Source organism: Shewanella spartinae (assembly GCF_019457555.1).
Lineage (GTDB): Bacteria > Pseudomonadota > Gammaproteobacteria > Enterobacterales > Shewanellaceae > Shewanella > Shewanella loihica.
In genome coordinates, this window is record NZ_CP080418.1 from 1,882,133 (window position 1) to 1,899,193 (window position 17,061).

Sequence of the window (17,061 nt, forward strand, 5' to 3'; positions counted from 1 at the left end):
GGCGAAAATAGCGTGATGATTTGGTTAACAAAAGCTTATTGGTATCACAGCCCGGCTAAGTTTGAGTGCCAGGCATAGCTTAATGCTTGATAGCAAGATCCATTGGGTCTTGTGATCAGATCAAAGGCGCCAGGCGCCATGCATTAGTTCGCTACTTGGTGCGATTTTTCCACTTGAACAGGATAGAGTACTTCCACAGGTTGTGGACGACAAAGTAACCCACGGCGGAAAAGATGATCCCAAACACCAGACAGCCGAGCAAGAACGGCGGGCCTATGGTGAAAAGTGAGGCCTCGATCCATTGCCAGCTGGCTTCGAAGGCAAATTCTTGGGGAGGGTGGTTGAGCAGTTTGGCGCCAAAGAGGTAGGCGGCGTAGAACATAAAGGGCATGGTGACTGGGTTGGTGACCCATACCAAGGCGACGGCGACAGGTAAGTTACAGTTGAACAGGATCGCCAGCGCCGCGGCTAACACCATCTGAAATGGCATGGGGATCCAGGCGACAAACAGGCCGACCGCAAAGGCGAGGGGAGCGGAGCGTCGATTCAGGGCCCAGAGGTTAGGCTTGTGAAGCAGCTTACCGAACATCTGCAGGTGCTTATGATTCTGCAGTGTTTCAGGCTTGGGCATATATCGTTGAATGAATTTTTTTGGCATAGCTTAGTGTTGCAGTCTTAAATTATTCATTATGAATCGATTCATGTTTGGCTATTGTGCCACGCTCATTTCCGCGCTGCTCTGGCCTGCCTTGCCAACCTTTTCCCTTGCATGTGCCGTCTTGGTAATTGCCGTCATCATGCTGAAATGGTCGAAATTATTGGCCGGTAGCCTTCTGGCTATAGCTTGGATGAGTCTATTTTGCCACCAACTTTTGGTTTTTACGTCCGATAAATCGAGCGAGCTGCCATCAGTAAGGGGCGAAATCATATCACTAGTTTATCGAAACGGCGACTGGATAAATGCCGATATTCGTATTTTAACGGACCATCCCTTTCATTTTCCTGACAAATATTTACGCTTACGTTGGCAAAGCGAACAAAAAGTCGCCATAGGTGAGGTGTGGCAATTCACCCTTGCCCCAAAGCCCATCACCAGTGTGCTTAACCAAGGGGGATTTAATCAGCAGGCCTATCTGCTCTCGAAGCACATCATAGGCAAGGGCAGAGTCATTGCGGCCAAACGCCTTTTACCACCACAGGGCATGCGGGCCAAGCTACTGACAAAGTTGCGCCAGGATCTGGCCTCACTGGCCAATGGCGATTTGATGCTGGCGCTCATGCTGGGCGATAAACAGCAGATAAGCGATGCACATTGGCAGGGCCTGAGGCAAAGCGGAACAGGGCATCTGGTGACCATTTCGGGGCTGCATCTGTCTGTGCTGGCAATCTGGGTGATGGGGCTGGGGGGCTATCTGTTAGGGCGGCTCACTCCTCGTCTGGGACTTGGTAATCGTCAGACCATCGCCCTGGTGGCGCTGATTTGCTGTGGTCTCTATGCCTTTCTCGCCGGACTTGGGCTGCCGACCCTGCGGGCGCTCATCATGTTGGTGATGGTGATCCTGCTTGGTCTAATGCGCCGTTACGCATCGCCCTTCGAGCGGCTGTTATGGGCACTTTTCATTGTACTGCTGCTTGACCCTTTAAGTATCCTCGGCGCCGGGCTTTGGCTCTCTTTTGGTGCGCTCGCCATCATTCTCTGGTTTACGCAATCATGGCCTGCGCCTGATGAGCGTCTATCAAGCTGGCAACGGCTGAAATGGCGTCTTAAGCAGATGTGGCAGATCCAGTGGCGCCTGAGTCTATCGCTTGGCTTGCTGCAAGGGCTATTGTTTGGCGGCTTTGCGCCCTACGCGTTGATATTTAACCTTATCTTTGTGCCTTGGTTTAGTCTGGTGGTGATCCCCCTAAGTTTTATGGCGCTGATAACCTGGATAATCGGCACTTATCTCGGCGTGTCCGTTCGCCTGCCGCTTTATCTGTTGGATCTTGCCATTTCACCCATGACTCTTTCGTTCGATTGGCTAGGGGAGCTACCGCTTCACTGGCTGCCAGCCTCGATGCAGCTGATCTCAGCCCTAGTGTTTGGCCTGCTCGGGCTTATCCTTTGGCGACTGGTCTCAGGCGCCTGGCGCTGGATGATCCCTGTGTTGTTCATGCCCCTGTGTCTCTGGTTCTTACCACAGAGGTTGACGGACTCTCAGCGCTGGCAGGTGCACCTGCTTGATGTCGGGCAGGGGCTCAGCCTGGTGGTTGAGAAACAGGGGCGGGCATTGATCTATGACACAGGCGCGGCGTTTGGTGAGCATTTTAGTTATGCAGATAGGGTCATAGTGCCTTTCTTGCATTACCGTGGCATAGGTGAGCTGGACTATCTGGTGCTCAGCCATAGCGACAATGACCATGCCGGCGGCGCCGATTATCTGTTAGGTCGCTACCCTAAAGTGAAATTGGTGACAGATCTCAGCTATCCCGGCGCCATCGACTGTCGTCCTAAAAGCCTCAACTGGCAGGGGTTAAGCCTTGAGATTTTGGGGCCGCGCGAGCCGCAGCCCGGCAATAATGGCTCCTGTGTCGTGCGGATAAGCGACGGCAGGCGAAGTGTACTCATCCCTGGGGATATCGAGACTGAGGGTGAGCAGTCACTCCTGACCCAGAGCGCCGAGATTGGCAGCACAGTGTTGATCGCGGCCCATCACGGCAGTAACACCTCATCAAGCGGGGCCTTTATTCGGGCAAGCGCGCCCGGTATCGTGCTCTACGCCGCCGGATTCAATAATCGCTATGGCTTTCCCAAGGCTGAGGTGGTGAGACGTTTTCGCGACCAAAAGGCGCTTCAGTACAGCACGGGCGATAACGGTCAGCTGAGTTTAAAACTGGATGAGCAGGGCATTACCGTACTGGGTTATCGCCGGGAGCTGGCGCCATTTTGGTACAATCAACGCTTTGAATTTGGTGAGTTTGGCAATCCAGAGTAGAATACGCTTTTTTGCACCTACGATAGAATCCTGAATGACAAATTCTTCGAAAAGTGAAGTTGGCAGCGTTTTTCTCAGACTGCTCACTTATCTTGTCCCGCTCAAAGGGGTGTTATTTTTGTCTGTGTTTGGCCTAGTGCTTTACGGCTTGGTGGACGCAACCTTTATTTATTCAATTAAACCTTTTATTGATCAAGGTTTTGCCAGCAATGTGCCGACCACGCCGGGTCTGGTTGAAGGGGTCGACCTTGGCATGGGCGGCGGCTTTAACTCCGACAGCGACGTGCTCAAAACCGCGCCTTTCGTGGTGATTGGCCTGTTTACCCTGAGGGGACTGGCTAACTTTCTCTCCACCTATGGCATCTCCTACATCAGTGCGCGCATGATCATGGATATGCGTCAGCAGGTGTTCGAGCATTACCTGAGATTGCCAGTGAGCTATATCGACGCGGAAAGCAGTGGTAACTTGATCTCCCGGGTGACCTTCGATACCGAGCAGATCGCCAGGGCATCTGGCAGTGCGCTGATCACCATAGTGCGTGACGGCATCACAGTGATCGGCATGCTGGGGGTGATGTTCTATAACTCCTGGAAACTCTCGCTCTGTATCCTGATTGTCGGGCCTCTTATCGGCTTGGTAATTGCCGTGGTCAGCCGTAAGTTCCGCAAGGTCTCCAAACAGATCCAGACCGCCATGGGCGGTGTGACCTCAGTTACCGAGCAGATGATCAAGGGCCACAAGAATGTGTTGGTCTTCGGTGGTCAGCAGGCCGAGTCGCAACGTTTCGCCAAGGTGAACGACGACAACCGCTCGCGCACCATGAAACTGGCACTGGCTCAGGCGATCAGTCAACCTTTGGTGATGGTCATTGGCTCACTGGCGCTGGCTTTCGTGTTATACGCCTCGAGCCTTGAGAGCATGCGCGCCGATCTCACCGCGGGTACCTTCGCCACCATCTTGGCGGCCATGCTCGCCATGTTGCAGCCAATCAAGAGCCTAACCCGCGTCAACGCCGAGTTTCAGCGTGGTATCGCCGCCTGTAGCACCATCTTTGCCGTATTAGATACCCCGGCCGAGGTGGATAACGGCACCTTCGAGACCAAAAGAGTCGAGGGCCGCCTGAGCTTTGATAAGGTCAACTTCCGCTACAACAATCAGGAAGGCTTGGCGTTAAAAGAGGTAGATTTTCAGGTTAATCCCGGTGAAACCCTGGCCCTGGTGGGACGCAGTGGCTCGGGTAAGTCGACCATTGCCAGCCTGATCACCCGCTTCTATTCGGATCTCGACAGCGGTGATATTCGCTTGGATGATGTCAGCCTGAGAGATTACAAGCTGGCGGCGCTGCGCCGTCAGGTGGCATTGGTGTCACAGCAGGTGACGCTGATCAACGATACCATAGCGGCGAACATCGCCTATGCCTATCCGGGCGAGGTCACCGAGGAGCAAATCATCGATGCGGCTAAGCTCGCCAATGCCTGGGAGTTTATCTGCAACATGCCTGAGGGGATCTATACCCAGGTTGGCGAAAACGGCGTCATGCTCTCCGGTGGTCAGCGCCAGCGTATAGCCATTGCCAGGGCGATACTGCGCGATGCGCCTATCTTGATCCTCGATGAGGCGACCTCGGCGCTGGATACCGAGTCGGAGAAGGCTATTCAGACGGGTCTGGATAACCTGAGACAGAACCGTACATCTATCGTGATCGCTCACCGTCTGTCGACCGTTGAAAATGCCAATCAGATCTTGGTGGTGGATCAGGGCAAGGTGGTCGAGCGCGGCACCCATAGCGAGCTACTGGCCAAGCAGGGGATCTATTACAACCTGTACCAGATGCAGTTTGGTAGCTAAGCACAATGCAGGCGTTGGTTAATCGTCTCTGGTATGACAGGCAGGCCGGTGTTCACTGGCTGCTTGTACTGCTGCTTCTGCCACTCAGTTGCTTGTTTTATCTATTGACGAGCCTCAGACGACAGCTGTTTCGTTTGGGGCTTAAGGCAAGCGCGCGGCTCGATGTGCCTGTGATTGTGGTGGGCAACATCACAGTCGGTGGCAGCGGCAAGACCCCCACGGTTATCTATCTCATCGAACTGCTTCGCCGTAATGGCTATCGCCCTGGGGTGATCAGCCGCGGCTACGGCGTCGAGTTTTCCGGCTGTAAGCGAGTTATCGCTGGCATGCCAGCCAATGAAGTAGGCGATGAACCGGCCATGATAGTGGCGCGCACCCAGGTGCCTATGGTGATAGGTAGCGATCGCGTGGCGGCGGGTAAGGCCCTGATGGATTGGCAGGCGGTGGATGTGATCATCAGCGACGATGGCTTGCAGCACTATCGCCTTGAACGGGATATCGAGATCTTAGTACTCGATGGCAAACGCCGCTTCGGCAATGGTCTGCTGTTGCCTGCCGGACCATTGAGAGAAGGGCGCTGGCGTCAAGGCTGCGTCGACTTTACCTTAGTCAACGGCGAGTGTGGCGGGCCTGAAGAGTTTGAGATGGCGCTGGCGCCCGGCAACTGGCGCAGCGTGGCTGATGGCGAGGTCGTTACAGCTAATGTGGACAAGAGTCATGAGAGTGTGGCTATTGCCGGTATAGGCAATCCACAGCGATTCTTCGATACCCTTAGCGAGATTGGGGTTCATCCAATTGGTCAACATGCCTTTGACGATCATCAGGCCTACAGTCTCGAGGCTATCGAGACGGTTGCGGCGGGTCGGGGCGTGCTAATGACAGAGAAAGATGCGGTTAAATGTCGCGAATTTGCAAAGTCTAACTGGTGGTATTTGCCGGTAGATGCCAAGATAGCACCAGAATTTGAACAGCAATTGTTAACGCTGCTAAAGCGGCGCGAAAACGTACAACAAGGAAATTAACATGGCGTTTGATAAGAAACTTTTAGAGATAGTTGCCTGCCCTGTGTGTAAGGGTAAGCTTGAATATGACAAAGCTAATCAGCAGCTTATCTGTAAGGCCGATCGTTTGGCCTATGCCATTAACGAAGGGATCCCTGTACTGCTTGAAAACAAGGCAACCCCTTGGAACGAAGAAGCGTAACTCGTTTTTTTTCTATTAAATGTCGCGCTTTGCTTTAAGTAGTAGCTTATCGCGTGGCAAGCTAGAGACGTGCCGATCGGCACGTCTTCTGTTTCATCTTCACTTTTTATCTTCATTTTTTTATCTTCAAGCCAAGTTGCTGTCGCTCATAGTTTCCCCGCTCAGGTCCTCGAAGATTGCATTTGTCTTAGCTTGCACACATAATCCCTTTTCACTTTTACCGGAGTACTTTGTGTGACTGTTTCTAGCCTTCAACATGTGATTGATAAACTACTTGTCGAAAATCAGGGCGAACGAATAGTCAGTTTCGAGCATCAAGGCCGCAAGTATTGGCTTAAACAGTCAGAACGCCTTACCGGCGCCATGCGTTGGCTAAAGTCCCAGCCCCAAGCGGCGTTGCAGCTCGAGATTTCAACCCTCACTCAACTCGCCAAGCGAGGCGCGCCTGTGCCCGAACTGGTTGCCAGTGGCGAAGGTTTTCTGGTGGTTGCCGATGTGGGCATGCCCGTCAATGGTTGGTTAAATGCCGATATCTCAGAGGCCGAGAAGCTTAAGATATTGCAAGATAGTGCCACTGGGTTAGCGCATCTGCATCTTAAAGGCTTGGCTCATGGCAGACCTGCGCTTAGGGATATCTGCTGGGAAGAGGGAGATGTTGCCTTTATCGATTTTGAGGCGAATCAGCAAGACAGTGACATGCATAGTCAGCAGATCAGAGATCTCCTCGTCTATATCCACAGCCTGTATCGTTACATAGGGCCCCATCCTGAGATCGCCGAGCCCGTCATTGCAGCCTATCGCGCCGCGGGGGGAGAATCACTCTGGCAGGCGTCCAAGCAAGAGATGGCTAAATGGCAATGGCTAAACTATCTAATCGCACCGCTTAGATCTATCGGCGGTAAAGATCTGCGCCCCGTCTATTGGCTACTGCGCCACTTTAAACAAACCCTCTAATCTTCCATTTATCTCCTATTTGCCATATCTCATACAGTCATTTCTGTGCCATTTCGACGCTATCGCTTTCACTTGATGGCTGCATATGTTACATCGCGGCATTTCTATCTATTAGTTTCCTTGATGGTAGTTGATTTGACTGTTTTGTGGATCTGACATCGAGTTTTGCGCCAGCAACCGCTGTTTTGGTAAATTTTATCCACTCATTGTGTATTGATTTCCATAGGGTTTTAAATATTGGTTAAAAAATGATCAATTTTTGGTTGAGCTTCGCTTAAATTAATTGCTAGAATGCCCGTGTTCTCTGGGCTGTAGCAGCTTAGAGGTTTAGTTCGAAAGCACTCTCGAAACGGCAAGCATTAAGTAATTAATGTACGCAAAGCCACAGGCCCTAATTGCATAGCAAAAGGGTGGCTGGGTTACCGAATGAGCGTTGATAGAGCCTAGTACTTGTACTTGGAGCTTTCGAAGTGATGTTGACTTTGAGAGGTCCAAGCTATGAGTTCAGTTCATTGCGCAGCTGCGCGTACCGATTCTACTTTCCTGAAAACCTTTGGTTTGGGCCTATTGGGCGCAGGCCTGTTGTCGGCGTCGGCTATCATGCCTGTACATGCGGGCACTCATGGTGAACAAACCTCTGCGGCGGCCCAGGCTAAACGTGATGCCAAGCAACAGGCGCGTCTGACTCATAAGGCGGAACTTGAAACTCAGACGCTGCAACTTTCAGCAGTTGCAGCGCAATACCTGGATGCCACTAAGTCTAATGGTGCATCTCATGCCTCTGACGCCGCGCTTTACCAGCAACTTGAAGCGCTGGTGGCGGCTAGACAAGTAGAACAGCAATCACTCATCGCACTCGATCCTTTCAGTGTCGTTTCTTCTGTACTGCCAATGGCTAAGCGTCGTGGCATACCCGCCGAGATCCAAGCCAAACTAGCCCAGAAAAAGGCAATCAGCGGTGAGCTGGAAATGGTCTATGAAGATTTTGATGACGCAGGTGAAAATCGTCTGCAGTACATGGTGCGCACCGAAACTGGTCTGGTTAAATTTTTCTTGGCTTCAGGTAGTTCAAAAGCTCAGGCTAATCAATTACAACCCGGAGCAAAGGTTCGTGCAGAAGGTTGGCTATTTGGCGGCGATGAGGCGGGCGATGCCTTAATTGGCGATCTCGAAGTGCTTGCCCTAGCCGATGGCAACACAGTTTCCTCTTCGGGCACCGGCGCTGCGCTTTCTCTTACCGATACCACTGGTGAACAGCGCACCTTAGTGCTGCTGGTTAATTTCCAAGACAATCCTCAACAGCCTTGGACTCTGGCCGAAGTACAACAGATGGTATTTGGCAAAGTCAATGATTTCTATCGCGAGGCCTCATACGGTCAAACTTGGTTAACTGGCGATGTTAAAGGTTATGTAACCTTGCCAATCAACAGTACTTGTGACTATTTCGGCATGGACAGTTACGCGCAGCAGGCGGCCCGCGACAGCGGTATCGACGTTAGTCAGTATCAGCGCTTAGTCTATATGATGCCTCAAAACAGCAGCTGTGGCTGGCGTGGTCAGGGTACAGTGGGGGGGGCACCTTCGCGTGCTTGGATTAATGGTGAGCTAAATCTGATGACTATCGGTCACGAACTGGGTCATAACCTGGGACTCAAGCACGCTAAAGAACTTAACTGCGGTAGCGGTTATCTCAGCGATGCTTGTGTCGAGATCACTTATGGCGACACCCTGGATATCATGGGTAAGTCTGAGGGGCACTTTAACCTCTTCAATAAGGCGCGTTTAGGTTGGCTGAGTGAGTCTCGTGGTGAAATCGCAACAGCCGATGCTGATGGTACTTATCGTCTTGAGCCGTTAGTGGGTGATTCACAAGGTGGTGCTAAGGGATTAAAGGTACGTCGTGGTACCGATAGCCTGACTGGTGAGCCATTATGGTATTACCTAGAGTATCGTCAAGCACAAGGTTTTGACAGCTTTATGGCTGGTAAAGCGGTTACTGAAGGCGTATTGGTACACCTAAATAGCAGTGCACAAGATATCGAAAGCAGCCAGCTACTGGATATGACACCAAAGAGTTCACTCTATGACCTGGATGATGCGGCGCTTCAGGCAGGTTATAGCTATAGCGATGACACTGCTGGTGTAACTATTACCACAGAGTCGGTAGATAACGCTGGTGTTGACGTTACCGTGGCCTATTCAGGTGGCACATGTGTACAGGCTAATCCTACACTTGCGCTTTCTCAAAACAGTGATTGGGTTGCACCAGGTACAGCCGTTACTTATAGCGCAACTGTAACCAACAACGATAGCTTAGAGTGCGGTGATTCTCAGTTTAGTGTTAGCGTTCAGGTACCCGCTAATTGGAGTGCCAGCAATGCAAGCCTAAGCTTGGCACCCGGCGCCACAGCTAATGTGAGCTTTAGTGTCGTTTCGAGCGGCGATGCCAACGACGGTTTCTATGACCTAGATGTCACCGCGTACAATGCACAAGATAGCAATCTAGTGGCTACCGGACTGGTTAGCTATGTTGTTCAGGCTCCAGTTGCACAGTGTGTGTTAGCAGCGCCTCAGTTCGTACTGACCAACAACAGCAGCGGTGAGGTTGCACCTGGTACAGGCGTGGTTTACCAAGGCACAGTGACTAATCTAGACAGTGATAGCTGCGATGCGAGCGACTTCAATTTGGCAGCCAATGTGCCTGCGGGTTGGTCGGCAACTGCGACTAAGGTAAATCTTGCTCCTGGCCAAAGCCAGAACGTCAGCCTAACGGTGACTTCTAGCCTAAGCGCAGCCGATGGACAATTTGATTTCAACCTGATTGCTAGCAATGGTCAAAATGCGGGACTACAAAGCAGTGCGAATGCCAGCTATACGGTTCTTGATCCTGCCAAGCAATGCACTCTGGCTCAACCAAGTGTCAGCGTGAGCGGTGGAGCTGGCGAGTATGATGCGGGTAGCCTGGTACCCTATACAGTGACAGTGACAAACCAGAATGCTGACAGCTGTGCCGATGCCGTGTTTGTGATCAGCGCAACCGTACCTCAGGGCTGGAACGCCAACGGGGCGACCGTTAGCCTAGCAAGTGGTCAAAGTACGAGTGTCGTGGTGAGTGTTAGCTCTGCGCAGTCTGCGACAGCAGGTGCCTATGGTCTGGGCTTTAGCGCGGCAGATAAGAGCGACAATCAATATCAAGCAAGCGCACAGGCACAGTACAAGGTGGCTCAGCAAGCGAATACAGCACCGGTTGCGGTAAACGACAGTGCATCGGTATCTAGCGGTTCATCAGTCATCATCGCTGTGCTGAGCAATGACAGTGACCCTGAAGGTGATACCTTAACTGTGGTTAGCGTGACTCAAGGTAGCAAAGGTAGCGTAACCTTGCTGGCCGATGGTAGCGTGAAATATACACCGGGTAAGCGTTTCAAGGGTAGCGATAGCTTTAGCTATACCATTAGCGACGGTGAGCTAACTGCGACGGCGACAGTGACCATAGGTCAGAGCAGCGACAGCACTGGTGGCAATACCGGTGGCGGTACTGGCGGCAAAGGTAATGGTAAGAAGTAAGCTATACCAATAATAGAAAGCCAAGGGCATCGCCCTTGGCTTTTTTAGTGCGGAGGTATTACCGTTAAGTATCTCTCACGCTATTACTCAATTGCACCTACCTGGATGCTGACATCGGCGGTAGACTTGTCATTCTGGCTATTTGTCAGTTCAACCACTACGTCTTCTAAGAAGGCGATAGGATCTGTATTTTCAAGTCCTGGTTTGAGTTCTATTGTAAAGGCACATTCATAGTCCTCAGTGCCTGAACCTGTGTAGCCGAAGAGGTGATTAAAGCCACAAGCACCGTATGAGGTACCATTGTACATACCTCCTCCGTTGATAATCTTGAAGCCTGCTGTATCTGGTTCGGCGAAGACATCTAATATGCCTATAGTAAGCTTAGTCAGATTGGCGTTGTTCACGTCAGCATTATGCATGCCTAGGACGACTAACATGGTTGCAGCAAAGTCCATATCCACAGCAGGAGCGGCCGGTGTAAAGGTCACTGTGGCATCATCGGAATCAGACACAGCTTGGCCATCTTCGTCAGTACCATCTATGGTGGCCACGTTGGTGTGGACATCGGTGCGGTAACCTTGAATTTGCAGCGTGATAGTACAGCTGGCGTTTTCACCAGGTAGAAGCACGAAGCCAGCTAATGGTGTATCTGCAATTGGGGCTCCATTCTTCATATCGACCATACAGTCACCTGTCAGAACACCAAATATGTCATCTGTCAGTGTGGCAAAGGTTACTGAGTCAACGGTATTTTGACCGCCTACTTGATCGTCAACGCTGAACCAGAAGGTAAAGTCGACGTCGCGGTAGATATCTGGATTATCACCGGTTTCCAGCACAGAGGTTGGATTAGCAGTTTTCTCCAGCGTGATCATAGATGGAATATCATTGATGATCACGGTGGCCGAATCGGCATTCATGGCTTCAGTATTTTCATCGTCGACCGCTTTGGCGGTTGCGGTGTTGGTATGAGAACCTGCGCCTGTGCCACTGATGAATTTATCGAAACTACATTCATAGTAGCCACCGAAGGCAATGGTTCCACCGGTCGCACAAGTACCTTGACCATTAAGATCGCCAAACTTGTCATCGTTCAGATAGGTCAGGGTTAGCGGTGAGTCATAGTCTGCAGCAGTATTGTCGACTCTAACTGTGTAGGTCACCCAAGCGCCTGATTCAGGAACTTGATCAGGAACTGCAGATTTATCGACTGTGATGCTAGGTGGTAGGTTAGTCACGTTCACCTGAAGCACGTTAGAACAGTGATCGCCATCGACGCCGCCTATGGCTGCGCAGCTGCCACCATCCACAACGGGATCGTCGTTCTTATCTATCAACGCTAGCTTGATGATGTCGTTATACAGTTCAGGACTCTGGTCGTCAGGTAGATCTCTGTCGACGATAGTGACAGTGAACTGACAGCTGTAGGAGCCGCTAGGTACTATCTCACCGCCGTTGGCAGGTTGACTACAGTTACTGGCGGTGAGGTATACACCATCAGCTGCGCCAGCTGCGCCAACACCATTCCAAAGATCGAGTGTAGTTTCATAACTACCATTTGCGCCTTCGTCTACTTTATCGTAAAGATCTGTGATAAAGAGTGAAGTATAGGCGTTAGGGTTATCGAAGCTGAGTTTAAAGGTATAGGTGCCACCTGGTTCGGTGTGCGTGTCTGTTCCCATTAGCTCCTTAGTAATGGTAGGTGCATTAGGTTTAATAAACACATCTATGTCAAATGAATCACAACGACACTTAGATGGGGTACCGGGCGCTGCAGGATCATCTTCGCTACAGTCTTCGCCAGTCTTGTTATGCCAGGCCATACAGTAGTTAAATTCTGCCTTGCCGGAATTATCATCGTCGCGACAGAAGAGAGTGATCTCTTCATCGGCATATACGTGGGTTGCGTCGTAACCTGCTGCCTTACTTATGTCAGCACAGGCATCTAGGCCTTCTTCCAGATCCACCCCTGGACCATCTGTTCGACCGAGTAAGATTGAACATTCATTGTTGGGGTTAGCGTCTTGAGCACTCCAGTTACCTTCGGGCAGGTAGACAGAGTAATCGTAACGTTCGTTTGCCGTGGTGGTAATGGTCACATCGGCGATGAAGGTGACTTCGTCACCCAGATTACATTCGACCTTGGCATTAGGATCGTTTGGATCTCGAATGTTGTCCACTTTACTGACGCGAACGTCATTAGCGGTACAGTTTAGGTTAAAGCCCGCTTGCTCAGCCATACAGGCCTGATCCATCTTTTGTGGGAAGAAGGAGGCGTTTGCGGTCGTGATGGTAGCGCCATAGAGGCTGGCGCCGCTTATGAGGACGATGCCCAACGCCCTGACAAGCCGGTTGCATTTAAATCGTTTCATAATATTGACCTTTATTAACCAGTTAATATGGATAAAACGTCTTGTTAGTTCATCACTTTATGTCGGTGAAATTGGGCTCAATTTCGACAAAGTGCCTATTCGTTGTTGCTAGGTTATTACTACTATTTCGGCGTATGCCGCTTTTAGTGGCTGCATTGATGGCGAATAAAACAGTGCCTCATGGTGCAGCGTCCAAATCGATGGCCTAATAAGAGCAAGCATTGGGCCAGAAAGATAAGCTTTTGATAAATAGTGGATTACTTTGATTTTGGGGCGATTGGATTAGCTGGGGTGTTACATATGTGTAACACTGTGCGTTGTCCAAATGAAACCTGGACATGACGCTTGCTAAAGATGAGATTTTAATGATTGGCCAAGCTTATGGTGCTTTTGAAAAAATGGTACTGGGTGAGGAAAGTAAAGCGCCGCCAAGTGATACTAGATAAATGCCTTTATAAAGGGCGTTGCGGCGCCAGATTTGAGTTAGTTAAGTTAATTAAGAGTTAAGTTAGTTGAGTTAGTCGAGTAAGTTCAGTTAATTGGTCTGGGTCGGTTTTTCTAAGGCGTCGATCACCGCTTTGAAAGTGTCATAGCTTTGTGCACCAACCACTAGCTTGGGCTCTATGAGTCGATTGTTTTCCAGTTTACCTATGAGGAAGCTTGGCGTACCACGAACGCCTACCGATGAGCCATAGCCGATATCCTGCTCTATCTTGCTCATGATGGCTTGATCTTCCAGGCAGGCAGCGAATTTTGTCATGTCTAGCGAGAGCTGGGTGGCGGTATCTTGGTAGAGTTTGTCCCCTAGTTGCCTCATGTTTTTAAACAGGGCGTCACGCATGGGCCAATAAGCGTCCTGTTGCAGGCTACAGTTGGCGGCTATGGCAGCGCTTTTAGCCTTAGGGTGAAAACCTAAGGGGAAGTCTCTGGCGATATATTTCACCTTTCCGGTGTCGATATAGTCGCTTTTGATCTTGGTGAAGGTGTTGTCCATGTATCGTTTGCAGTAGGGACATTGATAATCGGAAAACTCTATGATGGCGACCTGCGCCGTCGCCTCGCCTAAGGCCGGGAGCTTACCATCTTCGCCCGGATTTATTTGCGTTGGTAGGCTTCTATGCTGCGGTTCCTGACTCTTCATGGCAATGGTGTGTATCTCTTTCACCTGGCTGCCCATAATGGCCACTTGCTGTTTTAATTGGCCCATCTCCTGTTTCAGGTAGGCGAGCTCCTTCTCTAACTTGTCGTCATTTTTTTGCTGACAGGCAGCAGTAAAAAACAGCAAAGATAGGCAGACTATCACTGTCGAATGAGTTGATGGCATAAGTCGATCCTCGTTTGGTGCCACTGACCTTGTCTATAGCGTTATCTTGCACTTCTTGATGAGGCGATAGAAAGTCGTTCGTGAGATGTTGAGTTCACGGGCCGCCGCCGAGATATTGTGGTTATTGCGCTTAATGGCGGCCAATAGAAGTTCAGTATCAATTTCGGTTCTGTGTTGCGCCAGATCGACCACATCGGGATCATCGTTTGCCGAACAAGCGAATTTAATGCCGAGGTCGGCTTCGGTGATGATGTCGCTTTCGGTCATGATGATGGCGCGTTGAATGCGGTTTTTAAGTTCGCGCACATTGCCTGGCCACTGGTAGTTGGTCATGGCATGTAAAGCGTCCTGGTGAAACTGAAATTGACGATTGGGTGGAGCGAGTTTGGTTAAGTAATCTTGAGCCAAGAGAGGGATATCTTGCTTATGTTCTCTTAAGCTGGGTAGCTCTATTTGTATGATATTGATTCGATAGAATAGATCTTCCCTGAATTTGCCCTCTTCGACGGCGTTTTCCAAATTGACATGGGTGGCGAAGATGATGCGACAATCCACCTCGGTGGACTTCTGGCCGCCGATACGTTCGATATAATGCTCTTCAAGAAACTGCAGCAGATTGATCTGTAATTCGAGTGACAGATCGCCTATTTCATCTAAAAACAGAGTGCCCTTGTTAGCTCGCTCTATTCGACCTATGTATTGCCTGTCTGCGCCGGTGAAGGCGCCTTTCTCATGGCCGAACAACTCTGAATGAATGAGGGTTGGGGGCAGGGCGCCGCAATTCACCGTGATAAAGGGGCCATTTTTGCGAGACGATAGAGAATGGATCAAGTTGGCGCACAGACCCTTACCCGTGCCGGTTTCGCCGCCTATCAGTACGGTTTCATCTGACTTAGCGATCTTATAGAGATTATCGCGCAGGGTCTGCATCACGCTTGATTCACCAAAGAAGAAGGACCTTGGCTGATGCGTGGTTTTCTCCTTACTCCATTGCTCATTTAATTGGGCCATGCCACAGAGGTGCCCCAAGGTGTGATCGAGGCGCTGCCAATCAATGGGAAGGTGATGAAAATCCAGGAAATAGTCGGTAAAGCAGAAGCAAAGGTTCCCCAGGTTTTTAGGGCTGTCTAAGGAGATAGCCAGCCAGAGTAAGCCGGGTTGACGCGCGGATAGAAGTTCTATGGCGCGCAGTACCACCTGCTGGTGGGGGAGATCTATGATGGCGATGGCGATCTGACAGGGAGCGCTCTCTAAGGCTTTATATGCCGCACTAAGGGTGCCTGCATGATTGAAATGCCATTGTGTAGTATCGGTATGTTCATCTGTAAGACACGCTTCATCCGTGAGGTTTAATACCAATATGTTACGTTCCTTGTGAGTTAAGTTCCTCTTACGGTTACTCACACTTGATCCTTAGCCGGGGCCCCAAGACAGCCAATGCATTTGCTAGACAGGATGCTTAAATTTTAGGAAAGCTTGGTATTAACGCAAGTTGATAGTGTATCTAATTGTGATTCTTTTTATGTGTGGTCATTAGCACTGCAATCGCCCGTTGTTCCTGGGTTTTACCTATATTGCTAAGCTGTGTTTTGGCCTGTTTAGTCATAGCTCTCCTGTGTGCCTGTTTTAAGGTGCTTTTTTGGCAAATATGTGTTTCCGCTTGGTTTGAGTTTATCTCTGTTTTGATGGGGGATTTTGCTGAGCACTCGCCTTAGCGATAAGTGAAAGTAAGATTGAAAATGGTCAGTAGGTGAAGACGGCTTAGGAAGGAAAAGGCGCAGTCCTTAAACCGCGCCTTATTCATCTATAGGTCAATATATTTTTAGATAGCCTTATCGCTGCTACTCGTTCTCTGTTAGCAGCATTGATATTTGGGATGATTATTGACTCTTAAGGCCGTTATAGAGGGTTTCTATCCAGGTCTCCTGAGAGATAAATTTCCATCCCCAGCCCTGTAAGTCTTCCGGTAAGCCTTGCTGCTTGATGGCATCGAGCGACTTGCCCGATTTGAGCTGGGTGTTCATCCAGTCGATAGAGGTGTCTAACATCTGCTTGAACTTGACCAGATCTTGCTTGTTGGCCAGTTCGCCGTGTCCCGGAATGATTTTGGTATTGTCATCGACCTTGGCCAAGATGGTGGCGACGCTGTCGCGATAGCCAAGCACCGAGCCACCTCCTTTAAGATCGATATAGGGAAATCTGTCTTTAAAGAAGAGATCCCCCATATGTACCACAGGCGCGTCACTCCAGAAGATCACACTATCACCATCTGTATGACCAGAGCCCAGGTGCACGAGTGAGAGCGTGTCGCCATTGAAGTGGATATTGATCCCCTGGTCATAGGTGATGCTGGGCAAGGCCTGTTTAGTGAAGTCTTGGTTACTGGCCAAGCGTTTAAGTACATTATCGTGGGCGAAGATGGTGCCGGTTTGGCCAAAGATGCCGTTGCCGCCGGTATGATCGCCATGGTAGTGGGTGTTGACGATATATTTAGGTTTGCCCGCCTGGATGTCGGCCAGCGCCGCGCTAATCTTGTCTGCCAGTGGGGCAAACTGATCGTCGATGATCAGCAGGCCATCTTCTCCCGCCGATACGCCTATGTTGCCGCCGGCGCCGGTTAGCATATAAACATGTTCTGAAAGTTTGGTGGCCACTATTTCGACCTTGGCAAACTTATCTTCGTCGGCCAGGCTATTGATGCTGATGCCATAACTGCCGATGAGCAGGCTTGTCAGTGCAAAGCGTAAGATGTTGTTCATTGGAAGACCTTTTTCTCTCTTATCGAATCAATTTATATAGTTGCATAATAAAAAGGCT

11 protein-coding genes and 1 riboswitch are annotated in these 17,061 nt (G+C 50.4%); of the genes, 6 read left to right on the forward strand and 5 right to left on the reverse strand.

Annotation, left to right across the window (positions count from 1 at the left end; all coding sequences use genetic code 11):
- Nucleotides 1-151: 151 nt before the first annotated feature.
- Nucleotides 152-658 carry a DUF2062 domain-containing protein gene (locus K0I31_RS08485; protein WP_011865435.1) on the reverse strand — a complete coding sequence of 169 codons (507 nt, stop codon included), beginning with the start codon at nt 656-658 and terminating at the stop codon, nt 152-154.
- Nucleotides 659-701: 43 nt separating this feature from the next.
- On the opposite strand from K0I31_RS08485, the gene K0I31_RS08490 reads away from it, so the two are divergent.
- The 6 genes from K0I31_RS08490 to K0I31_RS08515 all read left to right on the forward strand — a co-directional run bounded on the left by K0I31_RS08490 (nt 702) and on the right by K0I31_RS08515 (nt 10,548).
- Entirely contained in the window at nt 702-2,975 is a 2,274-nt protein-coding gene (locus tag K0I31_RS08490; protein ID WP_258406611.1) for a DNA internalization-related competence protein ComEC/Rec2, read from the forward strand.
- A gap of 34 nt (nt 2,976-3,009) precedes the next feature.
- Nucleotides 3,010-4,824 carry a lipid A export permease/ATP-binding protein MsbA gene (msbA, locus tag K0I31_RS08495; protein WP_011865437.1) on the forward strand — a complete coding sequence of 605 codons (1,815 nt, stop codon included), beginning with the start codon at nt 3,010-3,012 and terminating at the stop codon, nt 4,822-4,824.
- A gap of 5 nt (nt 4,825-4,829) precedes the next feature.
- Nucleotides 4,830-5,846, forward strand: coding sequence for a tetraacyldisaccharide 4'-kinase (lpxK, locus tag K0I31_RS08500; protein ID WP_220080535.1), 1,017 nt, complete (start codon nt 4,830-4,832; stop codon nt 5,844-5,846).
- A 1-nt stretch (nt 5,847) separates the two neighbouring features.
- Nucleotides 5,848-6,027: a Trm112 family protein gene (locus K0I31_RS08505; protein ID WP_011865439.1), complete on the forward strand. Its 180-nt coding sequence runs from the start codon at nt 5,848-5,850 to the stop codon at nt 6,025-6,027.
- Nucleotides 6,028-6,261: 234 nt separating this feature from the next.
- Entirely contained in the window at nt 6,262-6,981 is a 720-nt protein-coding gene (locus K0I31_RS08510; RefSeq protein WP_220080536.1) for a BUD32 family EKC/KEOPS complex subunit, read from the forward strand.
- Between the two features lie 341 nt (nt 6,982-7,322).
- Nucleotides 7,323-7,408, forward strand: a riboswitch (cyclic di-GMP riboswitch).
- A 71-nt stretch (nt 7,409-7,479) separates the two neighbouring features.
- Nucleotides 7,480-10,548, forward strand: a complete 3,069-nt coding sequence (locus tag K0I31_RS08515; protein ID WP_220080537.1) for an Ig-like domain-containing protein — start codon at nt 7,480-7,482, stop codon at nt 10,546-10,548.
- A gap of 83 nt (nt 10,549-10,631) precedes the next feature.
- On the opposite strand, the gene K0I31_RS08520 is transcribed toward K0I31_RS08515, so the two are convergent.
- The 4 genes from K0I31_RS08520 to K0I31_RS08535 all read right to left on the reverse strand — a co-directional run bounded on the left by K0I31_RS08520 (nt 10,632) and on the right by K0I31_RS08535 (nt 17,003).
- Nucleotides 10,632-12,920 (reverse strand): hypothetical protein, encoded by a 2,289-nt coding sequence (locus K0I31_RS08520; RefSeq protein WP_220080538.1) that lies wholly within the window; start codon nt 12,918-12,920, stop codon nt 10,632-10,634.
- Between the two features lie 535 nt (nt 12,921-13,455).
- Nucleotides 13,456-14,244: a DsbA family protein gene (locus tag K0I31_RS08525; protein ID WP_220080539.1), complete on the reverse strand. Its 789-nt coding sequence runs from the start codon at nt 14,242-14,244 to the stop codon at nt 13,456-13,458.
- Between the two features lie 33 nt (nt 14,245-14,277).
- Nucleotides 14,278-15,648, reverse strand: a complete 1,371-nt coding sequence (locus tag K0I31_RS08530; protein WP_220080540.1) for a sigma-54 dependent transcriptional regulator — start codon at nt 15,646-15,648, stop codon at nt 14,278-14,280.
- A gap of 476 nt (nt 15,649-16,124) precedes the next feature.
- Entirely contained in the window at nt 16,125-17,003 is an 879-nt protein-coding gene (locus tag K0I31_RS08535; protein WP_220080541.1) for an MBL fold metallo-hydrolase, read from the reverse strand.
- Between the last annotated feature and the right edge of the window lie 58 nt (nt 17,004-17,061).

Coding starts and splice junctions, on each gene's coding strand:
- K0I31_RS08505 (WP_011865439.1), top strand. CDS start 5,848: ATGGCGTTTGATAAGAAACTTTTAGAGATAGTTGCCTGCCCTGTGTGT.
- K0I31_RS08535 (WP_220080541.1), bottom strand. CDS start 17,003: ATGAACAACATCTTACGCTTTGCACTGACAAGCCTGCTCATCGGCAGT.
- msbA (WP_011865437.1), top strand. CDS start 3,010: ATGACAAATTCTTCGAAAAGTGAAGTTGGCAGCGTTTTTCTCAGACTG.
- K0I31_RS08485 (WP_011865435.1), bottom strand. CDS start 658: ATGCCAAAAAAATTCATTCAACGATATATGCCCAAGCCTGAAACACTG.
- lpxK (WP_220080535.1), top strand. CDS start 4,830: ATGCAGGCGTTGGTTAATCGTCTCTGGTATGACAGGCAGGCCGGTGTT.
- K0I31_RS08515 (WP_220080537.1), top strand. CDS start 7,480: ATGAGTTCAGTTCATTGCGCAGCTGCGCGTACCGATTCTACTTTCCTG.
- K0I31_RS08525 (WP_220080539.1), bottom strand. CDS start 14,244: ATGCCATCAACTCATTCGACAGTGATAGTCTGCCTATCTTTGCTGTTT.
- K0I31_RS08520 (WP_220080538.1), bottom strand. CDS start 12,920: ATGAAACGATTTAAATGCAACCGGCTTGTCAGGGCGTTGGGCATCGTC.
- K0I31_RS08490 (WP_258406611.1), top strand. CDS start 702: ATGTTTGGCTATTGTGCCACGCTCATTTCCGCGCTGCTCTGGCCTGCC.